The organism is Streptomyces sp. NPDC026417, assembly GCF_055567695.1.
Map to the genome: position 1 here is coordinate 199,032 of NZ_JBVHPY010000008.1, position 22,312 is coordinate 221,343.

Sequence of the window (22,312 nt, forward strand, 5' to 3'; positions counted from 1 at the left end):
CCTGAGTACCTGCCATCACCAGAACCCCCACCCCCACCCCTCCCCACCCCCCCCCCCCCCCCCCCCCCCCCCCCCCCCCCCCCCCCCCCCCCCCCCCCCCCGCGGTCGTTCGCGCGGTCGCCGTGAGCCTTATCTCGCTTGGTGCAAATGGCTGCAATAACGGATGAAGCGGACGTTCGTCACGCTGTTGTCCCCCACTTGGCGTGTATGTTCCGGGGCCGAGAGCCATGGAAGGGACCAATCCGGTGAACAAGAAGCTCGCGGCCGCGGTGTCCGGCGGTGCGGTACTGGTGATGGCGCTGTCGGGATGCAGCAGCGACGACGGCAACGAGAAGCTGGACTCCTGGGCCAAGCAGGTCTGCGACGCGGTGAAGCCGCAGGCGAAGAAGATCGAGGCCGCCAACGCCGCGATCCAGAAGGAGACGTCGGACAACAGCACGCCGAAGGAGGTGCAGTCGACCGACTCCCAGGCGTTCCAGGACATGTCCGACGCCTACAAGGCGATCGGTTCCGCCGTGGACAAGGCCGGTGCGCCGAACGTCGACAACGGCGAGAAGAAGCAGACCGACGCGGTCAAGGAACTCAACGACATCTCGTCGTCGTACGCCGACCTGAAGAAGCAGGTCGACGGACTCAACACCAAGGACCAGGCGAAGTTCGCCGACGGTCTCAAGGACATCGCCACCGAACTCGACAAGCTGAGCCAGAGCGGTAACGACGCGCTGAAGAAGCTCGAGGAGGGTGACGTGGGCACGGCCATGGCCCAGCAGGAGAGCTGCAAGAGCGCCTCCGGTTCGCCCGAGGTCACCAAGGGCTGACCCCCGGCGGCCCGCCCCGACAGCGGTGACGGGCTCCGGCCCGGTGCCGGGCGCCGTCCTGACGGCGCCCGGCACGCACGGGCCTGACGGTGGCCGGCACGCACGAGGACATACGGCGCCGGGGACTCCGTCGGCCTGAGCCGGTCGCCCCGTCGGCCTGATCCGGTGACGGAGTCGGGTCGCCTCCGCGAGAGGGCCGGGGCCCGCGTCGGTGGCGCCCGGGGCCCGGCGTCGTACCCGCAGCCGTATCGGCGCTCGCGGGTCACAATGGGGTGGTGAGCCACACCAGCCTGTCACCGTTGCCCTCGTCCGACCGTCCCGACGTCGCCGCGCGGCTGCGGGACGCCCTGCTCGCGGCGTCCTACACCGCGGACGGGATGCTCGATCTGCTCGGAGCCCCCGCGTACGCCGCGCTCGCGCGCAGCGAGACCGTGCCCGCGCTCCGGGCGACCCGCGGGGACACGCCCCTGGAGACGCTCGTACGGCTGTTCCTGCTGCAGCAGCCGGTGCCGCACGCGCGCGTCGCGGACGTGCTGCCCGTCGCCGACTGCCTGGACAGCGGATGGCTGACCCCGGTCGGCGGGGACGAGGTCGCCGCGACCGTGGACATCCGGCCGTACGGCGGGCTGGACGGCGAGGACTGGTTCATCGTGTCGGACCTCGGCTGTGCGGTCGGTGGCGCCGGGGGCATCGGGAGCCGTGAGGAAGGTGTCGTGCTCGGCGTCGGCGGGGCGTCCACGACGCTCGCGGGCCTCACCGTGCGGACACCGGTCGCCGCCGCGCTCGACCTCGGCACGGGTTCCGGGATCCAGGCACTGCACACCGCCCAGCACGCCACGCGCGTGACCGCGACGGACCTCAACCCCCGTGCCCTGCACATCACCGCGCTCACCCTGGCGCTCTCCGGCGCCCCGGCGGCCGACCTGCGGCAGGGCTCCCTCTTCGAGCCCGTCGCCGACGACACGTACGACCTGATCGTGTCGAACCCGCCCTTCGTGATCTCGCCCGGCGCGCGGCTGACCTACCGGGACGGCGGGATGGGCGGGGACGATCTCTGCCGCACGCTCGTTCAGGAGGCGGGGGAGCGGCTGAACGACGGGGGGTACGCGCAGTTCCTCGCCAACTGGCAGCACGTGGAAGGGGAGGACTGGCAGGACCGGCTCCGTTCGTGGGTGCCGCGCGGCTGCGACGCGTGGATCGTGCAGCGCGAGGTGCAGGACGTCATGCAGTACGCCGAGTTGTGGCTGCGGGACGCGGGCGACCACCGCAGCGATCCCGCCGAGTACCAGGCGCGGTACGACGCCTGGCTCGACGAGTTCGAGGCGCGCAAGGTGAAGGCGGTCGGCTTCGGGTGGATCACGCTCCGCAGGACGACGGCCGAGGTGCCCTCGGTCACGGTGGAGGAGTGGCCGCATCCGGTCGAACAGCCGCTCGGTGACGTGGTCCGCGCGCATTTCGCCCGCGTCGACTACCTGCGCGAGCACGACGACGCCGCCCTGCTCGCCGGCCACTTCAAGCTGGTGACCGAGGTGGTCCAGGAGCAGGTCGGGCTGCCCGGCGCCGAGGACCCCGAGCACGTGGTGCTGCGTCAGCACCGCGGAATGCGCCGGGCCACCAAGGTGGACACGGTCGGCGCGGGCTTCGCGGGCGTGTGCGACGGCACGCTGAGCGCGGGGCGGATCCTGGACGCCATCGCGCAACTCGTCGGCGAGGACCCCGTGCTGCTGCGCGACCGCACGCCCGGGCAGATCCGGCTGCTGGTGGAACAGGGGTTCATCGAGCCCGTGGGGTGACGGCGACCGGCACCGACGTTCCCGTCCATCCGGGGCCGGTCCGCCTCCCGGGCGGGCGTGGACTGCCGGGTGGGCGGCGACTGCGGGCGGACCTCCGGCCCCGGCGCGCCGTGAGCGTCACCGCCGGGCACGCCCGGCAGGCCGCCGCGGTGCCCCTGCCCCGTCGTGTTCGTCGCCCGGTCCCGGCGCGTCGTGACCTTCACCGCCGGGCACGCCCGGCCCACCCGGCAGACCGCCGCGGTGCCCCCGCCCCGGCGCCGTCGTCGCCGGGAACGACGGATTCGCCACAGTCGGGCGTGCCTCGGCGCGCCGCGGCCTGAGACCGCGGAACGTCGGCGTCCCGCCCGTCCGGGGCGGCGCACCGGTGCCGTCCGCTCCCGTTCACCCTGGGTTCGCCCGCCCGCTGTCCGGGCGTGTCAGTCTCCGCAGCCTGGACCACCGGGGCGGGAAGGGCGGAACCATGGAAAGCGGGCCGGCGATCTTCACAGGAGCGGTGTTCGCCCTGTTCGGAGGGGGGCTCCTGGCCTGGACGGCGGTGCGGCTGCGGCGGCACGAGCCGGTCGCCCTCGGTGTGAGCCCCGTCGCATCGGCGACGCTCGCGAGCCTCGTCTCGGTCGTCGCGCTGGCATTCGGCGTGTGGTGCCTCACGCGCGCATAGGGAGGGCTTCCGGGCCCTCGGAGCCGACTCTCCCAAGTAATTGAGAGGTCACGCTCCGGATAGGGGTGAAACAGCTGGTCGCCACTCCGGGCGGCAGGAATGGCGGTAGTCGGGTTACCGTTCGAGTGGCCGTTGCGGGCTTTTCCCGTTTGACACGGGGGCGGGATGTACCGTCACACTCCGCAGCGTCAGCACGACACGACCCCCGGGAGCAAGGCCTGGGGAGACCCCCCGCGTCGACCGGAGAGAAGAGCGAAGTTGTCCCCGACCAGCGACACCGCACACGGCGGCCGCCGACTCGTCATCGTCGAGTCGCCTGCCAAGGCGAAGACGATCAAGGGCTACCTCGGCCCCGGCTACGTCGTCGAAGCGAGCGTCGGGCACATCCGCGACCTCCCGAACGGCGCCGCGGAGGTGCCCGAGAAGTACACCGGCGAGGTGCGCCGCCTCGGCGTCGACGTCGAGCACGACTTCCAGCCGATCTACGTGGTCAACGCTGACAAGAAAGCCCAGGTCAAGAAGCTCAAGGACCTGCTGAAGGACTCCGACGAACTCTTCCTCGCCACCGATGAGGACCGCGAGGGCGAAGCCATCGCGTGGCACCTCCTGGAGGTCCTGAAGCCCAAGGTTCCCGTCCACCGGATGGTCTTCCACGAGATCACCAAGGACGCGATCCGCAGCGCCGTCGCCAACCCGCGCGAGCTCAACAAGCGCATGGTCGACGCCCAGGAGACCCGCCGCATCCTCGACCGCCTCTACGGCTACGAGGTCTCGCCGGTCCTGTGGAAGAAGGTCATGCCGCGCCTGTCGGCGGGCCGTGTGCAGTCCGTGGCGACCCGCCTCGTCGTCGAGCGGGAGCGCGAGCGCATCGCCTTCCGTTCCGCCGAGTACTGGGACCTGACCGGCACCTTCGGCACCGGCCGCGCCGGCGACGCCTCGGACCCGTCGTCGCTCGTCGCCCGGCTGACGACGGTCGACGGCAAGCGGGTGGCCCAGGGCCGCGACTTCGACTCCCTCGGGCAGATCAAGAGCCCGAACACGCTCCACCTGGACGAGACGAACGCACGCGCGCTGGCCGCCGCCCTCCAGGACACGAACTTCGCGGTCCGCTCGGTCGAGTCCAAGCCGTACCGCCGCTCGCCGTACGCCCCGTTCCGTACGACGACGCTCCAGCAGGAGGCCTCGCGCAAGCTCGGCTTCGGTGCGAAGGCGACCATGCAGGTGGCGCAGAAGCTGTACGAGAACGGCTTCATCACCTATATGCGTACGGACTCCACCACGCTGTCGGACACGGCGGTCGGTGCCGCCCGGGCCCAGGTCACGCAGCTGTACGGGGCCGACTACCTGCCGGCCCAGCCGCGCACGTACGCCGGGAAGGTCAAGAACGCCCAGGAGGCGCACGAGGCGATCCGCCCCTCGGGTGATCGTTTCCGCACCCCGGCCGAGACGGGTCTGACCGGCGACCAGTTCAAGCTGTACGAGCTGATCTGGAAGCGGACCGTCGCCTCGCAGATGAAGGACGCGGTCGGCAACTCCGTCACCGTCAAGATCGCGGGCCGCGCCTCCGACGGCCGCGACGCCGAGTTCAGCGCGTCCGGCAAGACCATCACCTTCCACGGCTTCCTCAAGGCCTACGTCGAGGGCGCGGACGACCCGAACGCCGAGCTGGACGACCGCGAGCGCCGGCTGCCGCAGGTCAACGAGGGCGACCCGCTGTCCGCCGAGGAGATCTCGGTCGACGGCCACGCCACCAAGCCCCCGGCCCGCTACACCGAGGCCAGCCTGGTCAAGGAGCTCGAAGAGCGCGAGATCGGCCGCCCGTCGACGTACGCGTCGATCATCGGCACGATCCTCGACCGTGGCTATGTCTTCAAGAAGGGCACGGCGCTCGTCCCGTCCTTCCTCTCCTTCGCCGTGGTCAACCTCCTGGAGAAGCACTTCGGGCGGCTCGTCGACTACGACTTCACCGCGAAGATGGAGGACGACCTCGACCGCATCGCGCGGGGCGAGGCCCAGTCCGTGCCGTGGCTGAAGCGCTTCTACTTCGGCGAGGGCGAGGCCACCGGTGCCGCCGAGGCGGGCAACGGCGACGGCGACCACCTCGGCGGTCTCAAGGAACTCGTCACCGACCTGGGCGCCATCGACGCCCGCGAGGTGTCGTCCTTCCCGGTCGGCAACGACATCGTGCTGCGCGTCGGCCGCTACGGGCCGTACGTCGAGCGCGGCGAGAAGGACGCCGAGAACCACCAGCGGGCGGACGTCCCCGAGGACCTGGCCCCGGACGAGCTGGACGTCGCGTACGCGGAGGAGCTGCTCGCCAAGCCGAGCGGTGACTTCGAGCTCGGCGCCGACCCGGCGACCGGCCACCAGATCATCGCCAGGGACGGGCGCTACGGCCCGTACGTCACCGAGGTGCTGCCCGAGGGCACCCCGAAGACCGGCAAGAACGCCGTCAAGCCGCGTACGGCCTCGCTGTTCAAGTCGATGTCGCTGGACACGGTGACCCTCGACGACGCACTCAAGCTGATGTCGCTGCCCCGGGTCGTCGGCAAGGACGCCGAGGGCGTGGAGATCACCGCGCAGAACGGCCGCTACGGGCCGTACCTGAAGAAGGGCACGGACTCGCGGTCGCTCACCGCCGAGGAGCAGCTCTTCACCATCACGCTGGAGGAGGCGCTCGCGATCTACGCGCAGCCCAAGCAGCGTGGACGCGCGGCCGCCAAGCCGCCGCTGAAGGAGCTCGGCGAGGACCCGGTCAGCCAGAAGCCGGTCGTGGTGAAGGACGGCCGCTTCGGCCCGTACGTCACCGACGGCGAGACCAACGCGACCCTGCGCTCCGGCGACAGCGTCGAGGAGATCACCCCGGAGCGCGGCTTCGAGCTGCTCGCCGAGAAGCGCGCGAAGGGGCCCGTCAAGAAGACCGCCAAGAAGGCGCCGGCCAAGAAGGCCGCCACCAAGAAGGCCCCTGCCAAGAAGACGGCAGCCAAGAAGACGACGGCCGCGAAGACGACCGCCAAGAAGGCGCCGGCCAAGAAGACCACCGCCAAGAAGACGGCCGCTTCGGAGAGCTGACCTCGCCGGGCCGGTCCGCGAGGGCCGAGGCGGGCGCACAGGTACCCGCCGTCGTACGCCCCTACACCTTCGGGTGTGGGGGCGTCCGTATGTTCGGCCGCCTCTTCGGGGAGCCGACAGCTCCGGATAGGCTGTCAGGATGACGCGAGCCGAGCAGCCAACGGCCCACCATCGGGCCCCCGACGACGCCCTGGTCGCAGATTCCCGGGAGCGTGCCGTGCGCGCACTCCTGCGCCGACCCCAGTTGAAACGGCTGTGGAGCGCGCAGCTCGTGGGCGGTGTCGGCGACGCCCTGGCCCTGCTGGTCCTGGTCGCCCTGGTCCTCCAGGCGGCCATCGCCGAGGGCTCCTTCGGCGGCGGCTATCGCGGCGTGAGCGTCGCCGTGGCGGCCGTCTTCGGGGCGCGGATCCTCGCCACCCTGCTCTTCGGCGCGGTGCTCCTCGGCCCGCTCAGCTCCCTGACTTCGCAGGAGGGCCCGCTCGACCGGCGCTGGACCATGGTCGGCGCGGACGCCGTCCGCGCCGCCCTCCTGATCGTCGCGCCGCTGTGGATCGACTGGACCCCGGACGACGCGCTGGCCGTCCTCCTGGTGACCGCGTTCGTGACCGGTGTCGCCGAGCGCTTCTGGACCGTGTGCCGCGAGAGCGCGGCGCCCGCCCTGCTGCCCCCGCCGCCGCCGGAGGGCGCAACGGTGCGCCCGCTGCCGGACCACCTGGACGCCCTGCGGCGCCTGTTCCTGCGTACGGCCTTCGTGTCCGTGCCGCTCGCGGCCGCGGCGCTCGTCGTCGCGTCGCTGCTGAACAACCTGCTGGGCGCGGGCCTCGACTGGTTCGACCAGCACCAGGCGGCCCTCGCCTCGTACGTCGCCGCCGGACTCTTCGCGGCCTCGCTCTCGGTACTGACCTCCCTGGAACTGCCCGACACCCGCACCCCCCGCGCGCGCTCGCCCCTGGAGGGCCTGCGCCGGCCCAGGACGGGCTCGGGCGTCGACAAGGGCCGCACCGGTGCCGTACCGCTGCTCGTGCCGGCCTGCGCCGCCGTCGCCGGGGCCGTCGCGGCCGCCGTCGCCGTCTTCGTGCTGCAGGCCAAGGACCTCGGCGGCGGCCCGGTCACGTACGGGCTGCTGGTGCTCGCGCTGACCGGCGGTGTCGTGATCGGCATCCGGACGGCGCCCTCGCTGCTGCCGTCGCTGTCACGGCGCCGGCTCCTCGCGCTGGCCATCGCCTTCACGGGCGTCGCGCTGCTCGCCGCCGGACTCGTGCCGGACGTCACCACCGTGCTGCTGATAGTGGGCTTCGCGGGGATCGGCGCGGGTGTCGCCGCCAACACCGGACACACCCTGCTCGACCAGGAGACCGAGGAGTACCGGCGGCCCAGGGCGACCGAGCACCTGCACGCGGTCGTCCGGGTCTTCGTCGCGCTCGGCGTGCTGGTGGCCCCGCTGGTGGCCGCCGCGATCGGGCCGCACCGGCTGGAGAACGGCCGGTTCGTGTTCGCGCACGGCGGCGCGGCCTTCACCCTGATGCTGGTCGGTGCGCTGCTGCTGCCGGTGGCCGCGCTGGTGCTCGCCAAGATCGACGACCGCTCCGGCGTGCCGCTGCGGCACGACCTGCGGGACGCGCTGCGCGGCGGCGACGACCCGGCGCAGGTGCCCGCCGACGCCGGCTTCTTCATCGCCCTGGAGGGCGGCGACGGAGCGGGCAAGTCGACCCAGGCGGAGGCGCTCGCCGAGTGGATCCGCGCCAAGGGCCACGAGGTCGTCGTCACCCGCGAGCCGGGGGCGACGCCGGTCGGCAAGCGGCTGCGGTCGATCCTGCTGGACGTGTCCTCGGCCGGCCTCTCGCATCGCGCCGAGGCCCTGCTCTACGCGGCCGACCGCGCGGAGCACGTGGACACCGTGGTGCGGCCCGCCCTCGAACGCGGCGCCGTCGTCATCTCGGACCGCTACATCGACTCCTCGGTGGCCTACCAGGGGGCGGGCCGCGACCTGTCGCCGACCGAGATCGCCCGGATCTCGCGGTGGGCGACCAACGGTCTCGTGCCGCATCTCACGGTCCTGCTGGACGTGTCCCCGGAGACGGCCCGCGAGCGGTTCACGGAGGCACCCGACCGTCTGGAGTCCGAGCCGGCCGAGTTCCACGCGCGCGTGCGGTCCGGTTTCCTGACCCTGGCCGCGGCCGACCCGGGGCGCTATCTGATCGTCGACGCCGGTCAGGAGCCCGAGGCGGTCACCACCGTCGTCCGGCACCGGCTCGACATGGTGCTGCCGCTCTCCGAGGCCGAGGTGAAGGCCCGTGAGGAGGCGCGCAGGGCGGCCGAGGAGGAGGCCCGGCGCAAGGCCGAGGAAGAGGCCGCGCGCAAGGCGGAGGAGGAGCGCCTGGAGCGCGAACGCCAGGAGCAGCTCGCCAAGCTGCGCGCGGAGGAAGAGGAGCGCAAGCAGCGCGAACTGGAGGAGGCGCAGCGCCGCGAGGCCGAGCGCCAGGCCGAGGAGGCCCGGCAGCGTGCCGAGGAGGCCCGCCGCCGCGCCGAGGAGGAGCGCGTCCGCAAGCTCGCCGAGGAGCAGGCGCGAGCCGCCGAGGAGGAGCGCCGGCGCAAGCAGGCCGAGGAGGAGGCGCGGCTGCGGGCCGAGGCCGAGGAGCGTCGTCTGGAGAAGCAGCGCAAGGCCGAGGAGGCGTTGCTGCGGGCGGAACAGGCGCGGCGTGCCGCAGCGGAGGCCGCCGCCGCCTCGGCGGCCGCGGTGAGCGCGGCCGGGTCGCTCGGGACGGCGCCCGCCGCGCCGGTCCGGGACAACGAGCCGACCGTGCCGACTCCGGTCGTGACCCCGTCCGAGGCGACGGGCGGCCCCGCGGACGAGACGGCGGTGCTGCCTCCCGTGCGGGCCGGCGGGTCGGACGAGCGGGACGGCGGTTCCCGGTCGGGCCGCGGTTCGCGCCGGGGCGGCGGTTCGCGTCCGGACGGCGAGGAGACGGCCAAGCTGCCGAAGCCGCCGGTGCCTCCGACGGCGGCGGACGAGACGGCCGTGCTGCCGCCGGTGCCTCCCGCGGCGGCGGACGAGACGGCCGTGCTGCCGCCGGTGACGACCGACGGGGCTCCCGGCGCCGCGGACGAGACGGCCGTGCTGCCGCCCGTGCGTGCCACGGGCCGCGCCGCGGCCGGTGACACGGCGGACCGCGTGCCGCCGGGCTACTTCCGCGACGAGCATGCGGCGGGCGACGGACATCAGGGCCCCGGCGCCGGGGACCCGGGCGTCGGCGGCAACGAGCGCACGCGTGAGCTGCCGCAGGTCGACGAGACGGGCACGCCACGCCGCCGGCGCTCCGACTGGGCGGAGGAGACCCCGCTGGACGATCTCCCGAGCCTGGCCGACGAGCTCCTGGGCCCGCGCGAGGACGACGACCGGGACGAGGGCCGCGGCAGGGGCGGACGACGCCGCTGACGCGGCCGGGGCGGGCGGTGACGAGCGCGCCGCCGGCCCGTTCCGAAGGGGCGGGGTGTCCGGTGGGCGCCCCGCCCCTTCGTCGTCGGCGGGGCGGCTCCGTCCGCGTCTCGCGGGGGTGGGAGCCGGTGGAGTGGCGGACCGTCGTGTCGTACGGGGCGGTCGTCCGTGTCCGGCGGGCGTGGCGACTGCCGGGGTGGATGTCGCGGCTGTCGTAGCCGTCGTAGCCGGTCCGGTGGACGGGGGACGGGGGACGGGGAACGGGGGGCGGGAGGCGGGGGACGGCGCTGAGGTCCGGGGGTCGGGATCCGGGGCTGAGGGCCGAGGGCCGGGGCTGATGAGGTCCCGGGGGGCCCGGGGGCCGGGGCCTGGGGCCAGGGGCGGCCCCCCAGGCCGGGGCGGGATTGTCGGTGCCCTCCCGCACAATGGGACGCGGCAAGGCGAAGTGCGACGAAAGGGCGGTGCCCCCATGCCCGTGTGGGACGACCTGGTGGGCCAGGAGAAGGTGACCGTGCAGCTCGCCGGTGCCGCCCGTGACGCCGACGCGCTCGTGACGGCGACCGCCACGGACACCGCGCCCCCGGATGCGTCGAAGATGACGCACGCCTGGCTGTTCACGGGCCCGCCCGGCTCGGGCCGCTCCACCGCGGCGCGGGCGTTCGCCGCCGCGCTCCAGTGCGTCAGCCCCGATCGCGCCCTGGGCGGAGTCCCCGGCTGCGGCTTCTGCGACGGCTGCCACACGAGCCTGGTGGGCACCCACGCCGACGTGCAGATCGTCCGCACCGACCTGCTCTCCATCGGCGTGAAGGAGACCCGCGACCTGGTCCGCCGCGCCCAGATGTCCCCGGCGAACGGCCGCTGGCAGGTCATCGTCCTGGAGGACGCCGACCGCCTTACGGAGGGCGCGGGCAACGTCATCCTGAAAGCCGTCGAGGAGCCCGCCCCCCGCACGGTCTGGCTCCTGTGCGCCCCGTCCATCGAGGACGTCCTGCCCACCATCCGCTCCCGCTGCCGCCTCCTCACCCTGCGCACCCCGCCGGTGGACGCGGTCGCCGACATCCTCGTCCGCCGTGACGGCATCGAGCCCGCGGTCGCGGCGGCCGTCGCCCGCGCCACCCAGGGCCACATCGGCCGGGCCCGCCGGCTGGCCACGGACGAGCGGGCCCGCGCGCGCCGGGCGGCCGTCCTCAAACTCCCCCTCCGGGTCGACGACGTCGGCGGCTGCCTCAAGGCGGCCCAGGAGCTGATCGACACCGCGGCCGAGGACGCGAAGCAGCTCGCCGAGGAGGTCGACGTCAAGGAGACCGACGATCTGAAGGCGGCTCTCGGCGCCGGCCAGGGCGGGCGCATGCCGCGGGGTACCGCCGGCGTCATGAAGGACCTGGAGGACAAGCAGAAGCGCCGGCGGACGCGTACGCAGCGCGACAGCCTCGATCTGGCCCTCATCGACCTCACCGGCTTCTACCGCGACGTGCTCGCGCTCCAGCTGGGATCCGGCGTGGCCATCGCCAATACCGAGGTGCGGGACAGCCTGGAGCGGATAGCGCGCGGCAGCTCGCCGGAGTCGACCCTGCGCCGCATCGACGCCATCGCCGCGTGCCGCGACGCCCTCGACCGCAATGTCGCCCCGCTGCTCGCGGTGGAGGCGATGACGCTGACGCTCAGAGCGGGGTGAGCGGCCCTGCCCAGGGAGTACGGGCGGGTGAGCACGGACCGTGAACGCGGACCCGTCAACACGGACCCGTGAGCGCGACCGTTGCGCCGACACGGGCAGGTGACGGGCCGGGTTGACGAAGTCACTCGTACGAGGCGCTTCGGCAACTGATGGTGATCAATCGATCGCGCAAGGTTACGCTCACGGGATGCACATCAGGCGCACCCCGCGGCCGTCGCGGTCCCTCCGGCCGACCTGGTCCCTCCGTTCCGCTCCGTCCTCCCGCCCCGACCGGCCCGTGGGCGGGACGGGACCGCTGCGTACCGGCGGCCTGCTGCTCGCGGCCACGGCGCTGCTGCTCTCCGCCTGTTCGCCGGGCGGTTCGACGTCGGCGTCCACCGCCGACGCGGCGCTGGCCGCGCTGCCCCGGGCCACGCCGTCGGCGCTCGCCCCGTACTACGAGCAGAAGCTGACCTGGCACTCGTGCGGTGTCCCCGGTTTCCAGTGCGCCACGATGAAGGCGCCGCTCGACTACGCCAAGCCGGCCTCGGGCGGCATCAAACTGGCCGTCGCCCGCAAGAAGGCCACGGGTCCCGGAAAGCGCATCGGCTCGCTGCTGGTCAACCCCGGCGGTCCGGGCGGTTCGGCGATCGGTTACCTGCAGTCGTACGCGGGCATCGGCTACCCGGCGGAGGTCCGCGCGCGCTACGACATGGTGGCGGTCGACCCGCGGGGCGTGGCCCGCAGCGAGCCCGTCGAATGCCTCTCGGGTCCCCGGATGGACACGTACACGCAGACGGACATCACCCCGGACGACCAGCGGGAGAAGGGGAAACTGGTCGACGCCTACAAGGAGTTCGCGGAGGGCTGCGGCAAGCGGTCGCCCGAGCTGCTGCGGCACGTGTCGACGATCGAGGCGGCCCGGGACATGGACGTACTGCGCGCCGTGCTCGGCGACTCGAAGCTGCACTACGTCGGCGCCTCGTACGGGACGTTCCTGGGCGCGACGTACGCCGGGCTCCACCCCGACCGGGTGGGCCGGCTGGTGCTGGACGGGGCGATGGACCCGACGCTGACCGCCCGCAGGCTGAACGAGGACCAGACGGCGGGCTTCGAGACGGCGTTCCAGTCCTTCGCGAAGGACTGCGTGGGCCAGAGCGACTGCCCGCTGGGCGGGGCGGGCACGAGCGCCGACCAGGTGGGCAGGAACCTGCGGGCCTTCTTCGACCGGCTCGACAAGGCACCCATCCCGGCGGGCGACGCGGACGGCCGGAAGCTGGGCGAGTCGCTGGCCACGACGGGCGTGATCGCGGCGATGTACGACGAGACGGCCTGGCCGCAGTTGCGCGAGGCGCTCACGTCGGCGATCAAGGAGAACGACGGAGCGGGCCTGCTCGTCCTCGCGGACAGCTATTACGAGCGGGACGAGAACGGCACGTACACGAACCTGATGTTCGCCAACGCGGCCGTGAACTGCCTGGACCTCCCGGCGGCCTTCTCGACCCCCGACGAGGTGGAGAAGGCGCTCCCGTCCTTCGAGAAGGCCTCGCCGGTGTTCGGCGAGGGGCTGGCCTGGGCGTCCCTGAACTGCGCGTACTGGCCGGTGCGCGCCACCGGGGAGCCGCACCGCATCGAGGCCAAGGGCGCCGCCCCGATCCTGGTGGTCGGCACCACCCGCGATCCGGCCACCCCCTACGCCTGGGCCCGCTCCCTGGCCGACCAGCTCTCCTCCGGGACGCTGCTCACGTACAACGGCGACGGCCACACCGCCTACGGCCGCGGCAGCGACTGCATCGACACCGCGATCAACCGCTATCTCCTCCAGGGGGCCGCCCCCGCCGAGGAAAAGCGCTGCTCGTGACCCCACCGCGCGCCCCGGTGCCGAGGGCCCCGGGGCGTGTACGGAGCACTCCTCGAAACTGTGTAGACTTACCGACGTTGCTGATCGCACCATGGTGCGGACAGCGCGCCGCCTTAGCTCAGATGGCCAGAGCAACGCACTCGTAATGCGTAGGTCTCGGGTTCGAATCCCGAAGGCGGCTCTGCCGAAGCCTCAGGACTCACTCGCCGTGACCTGGGGCTTTTGCTTTTTTCGGGGACGGGGAAGGCGGCGCGCCCGCTGGGCGGGGACCCGCGGGGGTGGGCGGGCTCTGTTCCCCTTCTGCAGGAGGGCCGGGCCGGAGTCAGAGGTCAGGGCTGTTGCCCGGGCGGGACGTCCGCGCAGTCCTCGACCAGGTTGCCGATGAACGCGAGGAGGGCGTCGGCTCGGTGGCGGTCCTCCTGTTGGTCGCGCAGGGCCCGGTGGACCTCGCGGAGCCGGGCCAGGGCGGCCGGCTCGCCGTCCTGCACGGCTTCGAGGAGCGGATCCGCGACCAGGTCCAGGCAGGCGCTGAGCAGCCGGCGGACGGCCGGGGACGGCGGGGCGGGGGCCGGGGTGCCGTGGACCGTGGTCAGATGGCGCGCGGGATCGGTGAGGCTCCAGCCGACGACGCCGCCGTGCTGGACCAGCAGCGCCACGTCCGGTGCGATGCCGATGGCGGCCTCCAGCGGCTCGTCGAGGACGTCGAGATCGCGCAGCGAGGTCAGTACCGCGTCTCCGGGAACGCGGCACAGCACCCGGCACGTCTCCAGTCGGAAGTCCCGTACCTCGTCCGCGCGGAGCCCGCCCGGGCGTACCGGGGGCAGAACGGGAGCGCGCCCGGAGATCTCGGCGTCGGCGGAGACGTAGGGAAGCTGGAACTCGGCTCCCACCAACTCCCGGCTGTCCGGGTCGAACCGGACGACGTCAGGGGTGTCCCAGAGCCAGTCCTGGCTGCCGAAGGTCGCCACCAGGAACCGCTCACGCTCCGCTCCGCTCGCATAGGGCGCGACGTCCACGGAATTGCCGTTGAAGCGGGGGGCGATGGGCAGCGGGTCGACGGTCACCGTCGCGCGCCAGCCGTCGCCGAAGGCCGGGGTCATGGTCGACGCAGCCTCCTTCGATCTGCTCCGCCGGAGCCGTGCGGCCGTCGGTGGCCGGAATCCTGCCCTGCACCGTATCCGTGCGAGGGAAACGCGGCGGGAGTCGTCGGTCGGCGCACGGTAGGGGACACCCACCGGGGGCAGCAGGCGGGCGGACTGGCGTCGTACGGCGGGGCACGGCGTGGTGAACGGCTAGCATCGCGCACCAGTCGTCGCCGAATCGAGGTGGGTGTCGTGGTTCAGGAGCCGCGGATCGCTGTTGCCGTGGTGACCATGGGGAACCGGCCCGCCGAGGTCGACGCGCTGCTGGCGTCCGTCGCCAAGCAGGACGTCGCCCCCGCGCGGATCGTGATCGTCGGGAACGGCTGTCCGCTTCCCGACTTCGCCGAGCGGCTGGGGCTGCCCGGCGAGGTCACCCCCATCGAGGTGGACGAGAACCTCGGATGTCCCGGCGGACGCAACGTGGGGCTGCGGAAGCTGCGGGAGTTCGGGGACGTGGACGTCGTCGTGGAGCTCGACGACGACGGACTCCTCGTCGACGCCGACGTGCTGCGCAAGGTGCGCGACCTCTTCGCCGGGGACCCGCGGCTCGGCATCGTCGGGTTCCGGATCGCCGACGAGAACGGCGAGACCCAGCGTCGGCACGTGCCCCGCGTCGGAGCCCGCGATCCCCTGCGGGGCGGCCCCGTGACCGGCTTCCTCGGCGGCGGCCACGCCTTCTCCATGCGCATGCTCGACGAGATCGGGGACTGGCCGGCCGAGTTCTTCTTCGCCCACGAGGAGACCGACGTCGCCTGGCGTGCCGCGGACGCCGGGTGGACCGTCCTGTACGAGCCCGAACTGCTCCTGCAGCACCCGAAGACCTCGCCCGCGCGGCACGCCATCTATTACCGGGTGACCGCCCGCAACCGGGTCTGGCTCGTCCGGCGCAGGCTCCCCCTGCCGCTCATCCCCGTCCACCTGGGCATCTGGGTCCTCCTCACGCTCGCCCGGACGCGTTCCGTGGGCGGGCTGCGGGCCTGGTTCGGTGGCTTCGTGGAGGGGTTCCGGGCGTCCGGCGGGGAGCGGCGGCCCATGCGGTGGCGGACGGTCTGGCGGCTCACGAGGCTCGGACGGCCCCCGGTCATCTGACCGCCGCCGCACCGCGTGCGGCCGGCCGCGAGGCGGGACCGCTCCTGGCGCGGACGGTTGAGGGCGGACGAAGGCCCCGGTCGCTCACCTCCGACGACCGGGGCCTTCTTGCGTCCTCGAACCCGGCCGCGACGGCGTCACTCCCCCGAGTTGCGCGGCGTACGCGCGCGCCGTCGGGCCAGATCCGATGAAGTGATCACATCAGATCGCGCCAACGGATCGCTAACATATGGCCAACGGCTCACCCAGGGGCCGCAGGTGGGGCGACGGGAAGTCGTCGCGGGTCGGCGCGAAGTCGCCGGGGCGTGGCCGCCCGAAGCGGTCGTGCGGGAAGGCAGTGGGGCGGCGTCATGCGGGACGGGCTGCGGTTCGGACTGCTGGGTCCGCCGGTTCTGTACGGCACGGACGGTGACGTCACTCCGGTCGGCGGCGGCAAGCTGCGTGCCCTGCTGGTGGCGCTCCTGCTGGAACCGGGCCGGGTCGTGCCGCTCGACGTGATCGAGGACGCGCTGTGGAGCGGGGCACCGCCGGCGTCCGCCCGGGCCTCGATGCAGAACCATGTGACCCGCTTGCGCCGACTCCTCGACTGTCCGCGGCGCCTGCGGGCGGTGGCGCCCGGCTATCTGCTGCGCGTCGACGACGGCGAACTGGACGTCCACGTCTTCGAGCGCCGTCTCACCGCCGCCCGCGCCGCACACACCCGCCGCGAGTGGGCGCTGGTACGGCGGGAGGCGGACGCGGCGCTCGCCCTGTGGCGCGGCACGCCCCTGAGCGGACTGCCGCCCGGGATCGGCGGTCACGCCCTCGTCCCGCGGCTGGAGGAGGCGCGGCTCCAGCTCCTGGAATGGCGGTACGACGCCGAACTGCACCTTGCCGGGGCGGCGGGACGCGTTGGTGCGCAGCCGGGGACGAGCGCGAGGACGGGGGCGGGTGCGGTCGTGGAGTCCGGCGAACCCGGTCGCCGGGCGGCTGCCGGGCAGGTCGTCTCCCTCGGTGCGCTCGACGGTGCCGGCCCTCGACTCATCCGGCTCGCACCCGAGTTGGCGGCACTCGTTGCGGAGTATCCGCTGCGCGAGTCCTTCCACCGGCTGCTGATGCTCGTACTGCACCGCACCGGTCGGCAGGCGGAGGCGCTGGCCGTGCACCGCGACCTGCGGGCGCGGCTGATCGAGGAACTCGGCATCGAACCGGGCCCCGCGGTGCGCGAAGCCCATCTGGAGATCCTCCGGGGCGGGGGTACCGGACCGGGGGAGCCCGCGGTGGGGCCGGTGTCCACCGAGGAGTGTGCGGGGTGTCAGGGTGCGGAGTCGCCCGAGGGGACCGGGCCTGCCCCGTTGGCGGGCGTGGCGACGGACGCGGCTTCGGGCCCCGTGGCCGAGGCCACGGCGGACGCAGCGATGGACGCGGCTTCGGGCCCGGTGGCCGGCGCGACGGCGGACGCGACGGCCGACGCCGTGCAGGACACCGTGCCGGACGCGATGGCGGGTGCGAGGGTGGAAGAAAGTGCCCGTGCCGTTCCGGACGCCGCGGCTGCCCCGGTCGGCCTCCCGGACACGGTGCTGCCCCGGCCCGCCCAACTCCCGCCCGCTCCGGCGCACTTCATCGGCCGCGCCGGGATCATCGAGGAGCTGCGTCGTGCCCTGGGCCGGAGCCGGGGCACCGCGGCCCTCGCCGTGCTCAGCGGCATGGCCGGCGTCGGAAAGAGCGCACTGGCGCTGCACGTGGCGCATGCCCTGCGGAAACGTTTCCCCGACGGTCAGTTGTATGTGAACCTGCACGGCGCCACCCCCGGGATGACCCCCCTGTCCCCCGGCCAGGCCCTCGCCTCGCTGCTGCGCGACCTCGGTACCGAGCCGCGTCACATCCCCGAACACCCGGATGCGGCCGCCGCGTTGCTGCGTTCGGTGCTCGCCCCGACACGCACGCTGATGGTGCTCGACGACGCCGCCCACGCCGCACAGGTACGGCCCTTGCTGCCGGCGGGCGCCGGCTGCGCGGTGATCGTGACGAGCCGTTCGCCGCTCACCGCGCTGGACGGTGCCCTGCGCCTCCCGCTCGCGCCGCTGTCGGACGAGGAGAGTGCCGAGCTGCTGCGCACGGTGTCCGGACGCGCAGCCGGACTCGACGGCACGCATCCCCTCGTCGAGCTCACCGGTCGGCTGCCGCTCGCCCTGCGGATCGTGGCCGCCCGTCTCGCCGCCCGCCGGGCACTCACTCCGGCTGCCCTGGCGGGTCAACTCGCGGCCACCGAGGGGCGGTTGCACCACTTCGAGTACGACGACCTGAGCGTGCGCAGGTCACTGGCCGTCGCGCATGACGCGCTGCGCTCCTCCGACCGCGAGGCGGACCGCGACGCCGCGCTGGCCCTGCGCCGCATCGGCGCGGTCGATCTCCCCGAGTACGGGGTGGCTCTCCTCGCCCGTCTCATCGGCACGGACGAGCGACGCGCGGAGGCGGCGCTCGACCGGCTCGTCGACGTCGCCCTCCTGGAGGAGACGGCGTACGGCCGCTACGCCCCCCACGACCTCGTCCGCGACTTCGCCCGCGAGATCGCGGGCGTGACGGCCGCCGGGGGCGGAGACCGCGACCCGCGCGAGAAGGGAGGTCCCCGCGCCCCGGAGTCGCCCGGAGCCGGAGCCGGAGCCGGAGCGGAATCCGGAGACGCGGCCGACGACGTCGACGCGGTCGAGCGAGCCCTGCGCTGGTACGCCGGTGTCGCCGCCCGGTCCCTCGCGGCGATCGTCGAACCGGGCCTGGACCTCGACGACCGCAGCCGGCCGACCGCGTCGCAGCCGCCCGCGCACACGGCGGATGTCGAGGCCACGCCGCCGTTCTCCTGCGCCAAGGACGCGTTCGCCTGGGGGGACCTGGAACTGGAGAACGTGGTCGCCCTCGTCGAGCGGTACGCGGAGTCGTCCCCGTACGTCCTCGTCCTGGCGCGTCTGCTCCATCCGTACGTGCAGCGCAGCGGACGGGTCGCGGAGCTGGAGGTGATCCAGCGCGCGGCGCTCGGGGCGGCGCGACGGCTCGGTGACGAGGCGGCCGAGGCGTACGCGCTCGGCGATCTGGCGGGGCTCCACTTCATGACGGGGCGCACCGGCGACGCGCTCGCCCTGAACGACCGGGCGCTGGCCGTCTGGCGGCGGCTCGGTGTGCTGTCCCGGGTGCGGCGGGGGCTGAACAACCGCGGGATGCTCCTGGAAGGGCTGGGCAGGTACGCCGAGTCCGGCGACGCGCTGCTGCAGAGCCTGGAGCTCTCCCGCACGCCGGGCGACCCGCACACGGAGGCCGTCACCTACAGCCACCTGGGCAACCTCTACGAGCACACCGATCCCCGGGCCGCCATCGACCAGCACCGGCGCAGCCTCGTGATCGGCGACGCGCTCGGGGACGTGATCGTGCGGCACTCCGCCCACTGCAACATCGGCTACGCCCATCTCAGGCTCGGTGAACCCTGGTCCGCCGTACCGCACTTCGAGGAGAGTCTGCGGATCCTCGACGGGCACGGCGACTGGCACGGCGAGTCGCAGACCCGGCTGGGGCTGGTGCGGGCGCTGCGGCGGCTGGGGCGCGTGGAGCGGGCCGTCCACGAGTGCGACGTGCTGTTCCTCCGCGCGGACCAGCGTGCCGACCGGTTCACCCAGGGGCTCGCCCGGCATCAGCGGGGGTTGCTGCTCCGTGCGGACGGCCGGCTCGAAGAGGCGTACCGGCAGTGGGAGTTGGCCCTGGAGGCGTTGCGGGGAAGGGACACTCCGGTGGTGGGGGAGTTGAGGGACCTGTTGAGGGAGGGGTGACCGTGACGGGGCTGTACGGCGTGAGGGGTGACCGTAGCGGAGTTCTGTATGGCGTGAGTGGTGACCGTGGCGGGCGCCGGGTGCGTCACTTCGCGTCCGCGTAGCACTCCACCACCGCCGTGGTGAACGGGAAGCGGACGGGGGTCTGCCCGAACGTCAGCGTGCCCGCCAGGTCGGCCGCCTCGCGGATCGCGGCCACGACGGTGTCCGCCTCCTCGGCGGGGCAGTGGACGATCACCTCGTCGTGCTGGAAGAACACCAGCTCGGCGGCCAGGTCCGCGCAGGTGCGGCGGAGGGCCGCGAGCACCAGCAGGGCCCAGTCGGCGGCGCTGCCCTGGACGACGAAGTTGCGCGCGAACCGGCCGCGGGCGCGGGAGTTGCTGGACGCGTAACCCGGGACCCAGGCCTGGTCGGCGGTGCCCGCGGAGACGTCGGAGGGGTCCGCCGGGTCGTCCTGGGGGATGCCGGCCTCCTCGGCCGCGTCCTCGCCCGAGCCCGCCGCCGGAGGGCAGGTCCGCCCGAGCCACGTCCGCACCAGGCGCCCCTCCTCTCCCGCCCGCGCCGCGTCGTCGACGTACGCGACGGCCTTGGGGAAGCGGCGGCGCAGCTGAGCCAGGTTCTTCAGTCCGTCGCCGGACGTCTGCCCGTACACCGCGCCCAGGACGGCGAGTTTCGCCTGGGCCCGGTCGCCGGAGAAGGCGCGGTCGGACACCGACTGGTACAGGTCGCTCTCGCGGCCCGCGACCTCCATCAGTCCGGGGTCGCGGGAGATCGCCGCCAGCACGCGCGGCTCCATCTGGTCGGCGTCGGCCACCACCAGCCGCCACCCCGGGTCGGCGACCGCCGCGCGGCGGATCACCTTGGGGATCTGCAGGGCGCCGCCGCCGTTCGTCACCCAGCGGCCGGTGACCGTGCCGCCCGGCAGGTACTCGGGTCGGAAGCGGCCGTCGCGGACCCAGTCCTGGAGCCAGGACCAGCCGTGCGCGACCCAGATCCGGTACAGCTTCTTGTACTCGACCAGCGGTTTCACGGCGGGGTGGTCGATGGACTCGATCTCCCACCGTCTGGTGGACCTGATCCTGATCCCGGCCTGGGCGAACGCCTTGACGACGTCCGCGGGCAGGTCGGGTCTGACGCGGCGGCCGAACGCGGCCGAGACATCGTCCGCGAGCTCGGCGAGGCGGCGGGGCTCGCCACCGCCCGCATACCGCTCTCCGAGCAGTTCGTGCAGCACCTCGCGATGGACGTCGGCGCTCCAGGGGAGCCCCGATCCGTTCATCTCGGCGGCCACCAGCATCCCGGCCGATTCGGCGGCCGTCAGCAGCCGCATCCGGTCCGGGTGCTCCGCCGCGTCGTGGCGGCGCTGCTGATCCGCGTACACCTCCAGGAGGTCGAGGAGGGGGACCTGCGGGGGGCGCGGCTCGAACAGGGACGACTGCGAGCCGGGTTCGGCGGAGCGCTGCGGGGGGTCCGGCGGGACGGGGCCGCCGCGGAGCCTGGCCAGTGCGGCGGCCGCCGACCGGGGTTCACCGAGGCGACCCTCGTGGCCGAGCAGCAAGGTCTCGGCCGCCTCGATGTCGTAGCACCGCTCGACTCGCTCCCCCGCGGCGAGCAGGCGCGGATACACCTCGGCCGTCGACCGCCACACCCAGCGGACCACGTCCGGCCGTGCGCGCACGGCCTCGACGGGATCCGCCTCGCGGCGGACCGGTCCTGCGGGCAGCCCGTCCCGGCCGAGGGCGACGACGTCCACGCCGCCGTCCCCGGCCGGAGCGAGAGCCCACCGGTCCGTCACACCTGCGAGTCTCGCAGGGGGGTCTGACATCGCCGTGCCGCACGGGATGGGACGCGCGGGGTCCTGGGAGCCCGGGGTCCGGTCCTTGCCCCGGGTCCGGGTCCGGGGAGCCCGGGGTCCGGTCCACAACCGACAGCCCGGCGGCCCCGCAATCCGTGGTACCGCGGACTGGCGGTCCCGCAATCCGTGGTCCCGCGGCCCGGTGGTCCCACGGCCCGCGGCCCGGCGGTCCCACAGCCCGTGGTCCGGCGGCCTCGCGACCCGTGGTCCGGCAACCTCGTGACCCGCGGCCCCGTGACCCCCCGTGGCCCACAGTCGGCGCCTCGGCAGCCCTGCCGTCCGCACCGCCCCGGGAGGCCGTCAGGCCTGCGTCCCCTCCCGTCCCTTGACCAGCTCGGTGAGGGTCTTCGTGATGTGGGCCTCGGTCGTCGGCTTGTCCAGGCCCAGGTTTGTCAGGACGCCCGTGCCGTTCTCGTGTTCGAGCAGGGCCAGGAGGATGTGCTCGGTGCCGATGTAGTTGTGGCCGAGGCGGAGGGCCTCGCGGAAGGTGAGCTCCAGGACCTTCTTGGCGGCGGGACCGTAGGGGACGAGCTCCGGGACCTCGGCGGCGGCCGGCGGGAGCGCCCCGGTGGCCGCCTCGCGGACGGCGGCGAGCGTCACGCCCTGCGCGGTGACCGCGCGGGCGGCGAGTGCCTCGGGTTCGCTGAGGAGGCCGAGGACGAGGTGTTCGGGGAGTCCCTCGGCGTTGCCCGCGGCCCTGGCCTCGCTGTGCGCGGCCATGACCACCTTGCGGGCCCGCTCGGTGTAGCGGCCGAACCCCTGGCTGGGGTCGAGGTCGGACTCCGCCTTCGCCACGAATCGCTTCTGGGCGGCCTGCCGGGTGACTCCCATGCTCCTGCCGATGTCCGTCCAGGACGCGCCCGAGCGACGGGCCTGGTCGACGAAGTGGCCGATCAGGTGGTCGGCCACCTCGCCGAGGTGGTCCGCGGCGATCACCGCGTCCTGTAGCTGGTCGAGCGCGTCGGTGTGCACCTTCTTGATGGCCTCGATGAGGTCGTCGAGGCGCACGGATGCCTTGCCTGGCGGGTTCGTCGTCATGTGTCAACCGTAAGTTGACACCCCTCCTGCGTCAACCCACAGTTGACACTTGCGCGGCCTGTCCCGTCGCGCGCCCCCCGGCACCCGCCGCGGGACGAGCCG

Annotated in this window: 12 protein-coding genes and 1 tRNA gene; 10 read left to right on the top strand and 3 right to left on the bottom strand. The window is 73.6% G+C overall.

Going from position 1 to position 22,312, the window contains the following annotated elements; all coding sequences use genetic code 11:
- Positions 1-227 precede the first annotated feature (227 nt).
- From ACZ4NT_RS15605 to ACZ4NT_RS15640, 8 genes are all read left to right on the top strand, one after another.
- Positions 228-818 (top strand): small secreted protein, encoded by a 591-nt coding sequence (locus ACZ4NT_RS15605; protein ID WP_121405247.1) that lies wholly within the window; start codon positions 228-230, stop codon positions 816-818.
- Between the two features lie 275 nt (positions 819-1,093).
- A complete protein-coding gene (locus ACZ4NT_RS15610) occupies positions 1,094-2,611 on the top strand; it encodes a DUF7059 domain-containing protein (RefSeq protein WP_121406357.1) in 1,518 nt (505 codons plus the stop codon).
- Positions 2,612-3,071: 460 nt separating this feature from the next.
- Positions 3,072-3,269 carry a hypothetical protein gene (locus tag ACZ4NT_RS15615; protein WP_467725736.1) on the top strand — a complete coding sequence of 66 codons (198 nt, stop codon included), beginning with the start codon at positions 3,072-3,074 and terminating at the stop codon, positions 3,267-3,269.
- Between the two features lie 258 nt (positions 3,270-3,527).
- Positions 3,528-6,341: a type I DNA topoisomerase gene (topA, locus tag ACZ4NT_RS15620; protein ID WP_121405249.1), complete on the top strand. Its 2,814-nt coding sequence runs from the start codon at positions 3,528-3,530 to the stop codon at positions 6,339-6,341.
- Between the two features lie 139 nt (positions 6,342-6,480).
- The gene (gene tmk / locus ACZ4NT_RS15625) at positions 6,481-9,777 is read left to right on the top strand and encodes a dTMP kinase (RefSeq protein WP_467725738.1); all 3,297 of its coding nucleotides are present in this window, start codon (positions 6,481-6,483) and stop codon (positions 9,775-9,777) included.
- A gap of 469 nt (positions 9,778-10,246) precedes the next feature.
- A complete protein-coding gene (locus ACZ4NT_RS15630) occupies positions 10,247-11,452 on the top strand; it encodes a DNA polymerase III subunit delta' (protein WP_467725740.1) in 1,206 nt (401 codons plus the stop codon).
- 187 nt (positions 11,453-11,639) lie between these two features.
- Positions 11,640-13,292, top strand: a complete 1,653-nt coding sequence (locus ACZ4NT_RS15635) for an alpha/beta hydrolase (RefSeq protein WP_467725742.1) — start codon at positions 11,640-11,642, stop codon at positions 13,290-13,292.
- 107 nt (positions 13,293-13,399) lie between these two features.
- A tRNA-Thr gene (locus tag ACZ4NT_RS15640) sits at positions 13,400-13,473 on the top strand.
- A gap of 148 nt (positions 13,474-13,621) precedes the next feature.
- Here the strand turns inward: ACZ4NT_RS15640 and ACZ4NT_RS15645 are convergent.
- Positions 13,622-14,392 carry a hypothetical protein gene (locus ACZ4NT_RS15645; RefSeq protein ID WP_467725744.1) on the bottom strand — a complete coding sequence of 257 codons (771 nt, stop codon included), beginning with the start codon at positions 14,390-14,392 and terminating at the stop codon, positions 13,622-13,624.
- 273 nt (positions 14,393-14,665) lie between these two features.
- On the opposite strand from ACZ4NT_RS15645, the gene ACZ4NT_RS15650 reads away from it, so the two are divergent.
- Complete coding sequence (locus tag ACZ4NT_RS15650; RefSeq protein ID WP_467725836.1) at positions 14,666-15,523, top strand: glycosyltransferase family 2 protein; 858 nt, start codon at positions 14,666-14,668, stop codon at positions 15,521-15,523.
- 350 nt (positions 15,524-15,873) lie between these two features.
- Complete coding sequence (locus tag ACZ4NT_RS15655) at positions 15,874-19,317, top strand: AfsR/SARP family transcriptional regulator (protein ID WP_467725746.1); 3,444 nt, start codon at positions 15,874-15,876, stop codon at positions 19,315-19,317.
- Positions 19,318-19,402: 85 nt separating this feature from the next.
- Here the strand turns inward: ACZ4NT_RS15655 and ACZ4NT_RS15660 are convergent, their stop codons facing one another.
- Both ACZ4NT_RS15660 and ACZ4NT_RS15665 read right to left on the bottom strand, forming a co-directional pair.
- On the bottom strand, positions 19,403-21,112 hold the full coding sequence (locus tag ACZ4NT_RS15660; RefSeq protein ID WP_467725748.1) for a bifunctional 3'-5' exonuclease/DNA polymerase: 1,710 nt from the start codon (positions 21,110-21,112) through the stop codon (positions 19,403-19,405).
- Between the two features lie 360 nt (positions 21,113-21,472).
- A complete protein-coding gene (locus tag ACZ4NT_RS15665) occupies positions 21,473-22,210 on the bottom strand; it encodes a Clp protease N-terminal domain-containing protein (protein WP_467725750.1) in 738 nt (245 codons plus the stop codon).
- Between the last annotated feature and the right edge of the window lie 102 nt (positions 22,211-22,312).